The sequence below is a fragment of the Pseudomonas sp. NDM genome (assembly GCF_003105095.1).
GTDB classification, from domain to species: Bacteria; Pseudomonadota; Gammaproteobacteria; order Pseudomonadales; family Pseudomonadaceae; genus Aquipseudomonas; species Aquipseudomonas moraviensis_A.
Genome location: NZ_QETJ01000317.1, coordinates 1 through 1,437, shown reverse-complemented (window position 1 = coordinate 1,437; position 1,437 = coordinate 1). Strand labels below are relative to the sequence as shown.

Here is a 1,437-nt window from a genome sequence, read left to right as displayed (position 1 = left end):
ACCAGCCGACATCTTCATTGACTGTTTCACCGCTATCGCGAGCAGGCTCACTCCTACAAGGGGCGTTTGAGGGCTGGCATTTATTGCTGTTCCCAGCTCTTGAGTACCGCTCCGCAATAGAGCCCCGAGAGGGTCTTCATCACCTGAATCACTTCGTGACTGGCCAGGCCATAGAAAATGTACTTGCCTTCACGGCGGGTCGCGACCAGCCCTTCGTCACGCAAAATGCCCAGTTGCTGGGACAGCGTCGGCTGGCGTACGCCGGTCATGGTTTCCAGTTCGCCGACATTGCGTTCGCCCTGGGTGAGTTGACAGAGAATCAGCAGGCGATCCTCATTGGCCAGGGCCTTGAGCAGCGCGCAGGCTTTGGAGGCCGAGGCACGCAGTTGGGCGACTTCACATTCGGTCAGACTGGATTGCATTTGCACGAGGCCTTGAAGGTCACTTAAGCTGCGAACATTATGTTTTTACATAAAGTGTTGCAACCCGAAATTCCCCAGCACAGGTTTTTGCCATGCCCGCCCTGATTGAAGCGTTCCTCGACCCCGCCTCTTCGACCTACAGCTACGTGGTCTATGAAGCCGACGGCGGACACTGCGCAATCGTTGACCCGGTGCTCGATTACGACGGCGCCGCCGGGCGCACCGGCACCGAGCAGGCGGACAGGATCATCGCCTTCGTCCGTGCGCACCGGCTGCAGGTGCAATGGCTGCTGGAAACCCACGCCCACGCCGATCACCTGTCCGCTGCGCCGTACTTGCGTCGCGAGCTGGGCGGCAAGATCGCCATCGGCGAATCGATCAGCAAGGTGCAGAATGTGTTCAAGGCGCTGTTCAACCTCGAGCCGGAATTTCGTATCGACGGCTCGCAGTTCGATCACCTGTTTGCGCCGAACGAGTCGTTCATGATCGGCAACCTCAAGGCCACCGCCCTGCACGTCCCCGGCCATACCCCAGCGGACATGGCTTACGTGATCGACGGCGAGCAGATCCTCGTTGGCGACACGCTGTTCATGCCCGACGTCGGCACCGCGCGCTGTGATTTCCCCGGTGGCAATGCCCAGCAATTGTTCAGGTCGATCCAGAAGTTGCTGGCTTTTCCGGCCAGCGTGAAGCTTTACGTGTGTCACGATTACCCGCCTGAAGGGCGCGCTTCGCAGTGCCAGACCACGGTCGGCGAACAGCGCAAAAGCAATATTCATGTGCATGACGGGATCGATGAAGCCGCGTTCGTCGAGATGCGTACCCAGCGTGATGCCGGATTGGGCATGCCGACGTTGCTGCTGCCGGCGATTCAGGTGAACGTGCGGGCGGGGAATATGCCAACGGCGGAAGACAACGGCGTGGTTTACCTGAAGATCCCGCTTAACAAAATTTAACGTCAAAAGATCGCAGCCTTCGGCAGCTCCTACATTTGGAATCCGGTGCAAATGTAGGA

2 protein-coding genes are annotated in these 1,437 nt (G+C 58.8%); one reads left to right on the top strand and one right to left on the bottom strand.

The window, feature by feature from the left end; translation table 11 throughout:
* Positions 1 to 80: 80 nt before the first annotated feature.
* Positions 81 to 422, bottom strand: coding sequence for a helix-turn-helix transcriptional regulator (locus DCO47_RS26760; RefSeq protein WP_083352492.1), 342 nt, complete (start codon positions 420 to 422; stop codon positions 81 to 83).
* A 92-nt stretch (positions 423 to 514) separates the two neighbouring features.
* Between DCO47_RS26760 and DCO47_RS26755 the strand changes: the two genes are divergently transcribed.
* Positions 515 to 1,378 carry an MBL fold metallo-hydrolase gene (locus tag DCO47_RS26755; RefSeq protein ID WP_116659282.1) on the top strand — a complete coding sequence of 288 codons (864 nt, stop codon included), beginning with the start codon at positions 515 to 517 and terminating at the stop codon, positions 1,376 to 1,378.
* Positions 1,379 to 1,437 lie beyond the last annotated feature (59 nt).

Coding starts and splice junctions, on each gene's coding strand:
- DCO47_RS26755 (WP_116659282.1), top strand. CDS start 515: ATGCCCGCCCTGATTGAAGCGTTCCTCGACCCCGCCTCTTCGACCTAC.
- DCO47_RS26760 (WP_083352492.1), bottom strand. CDS start 422: ATGCAATCCAGTCTGACCGAATGTGAAGTCGCCCAACTGCGTGCCTCG.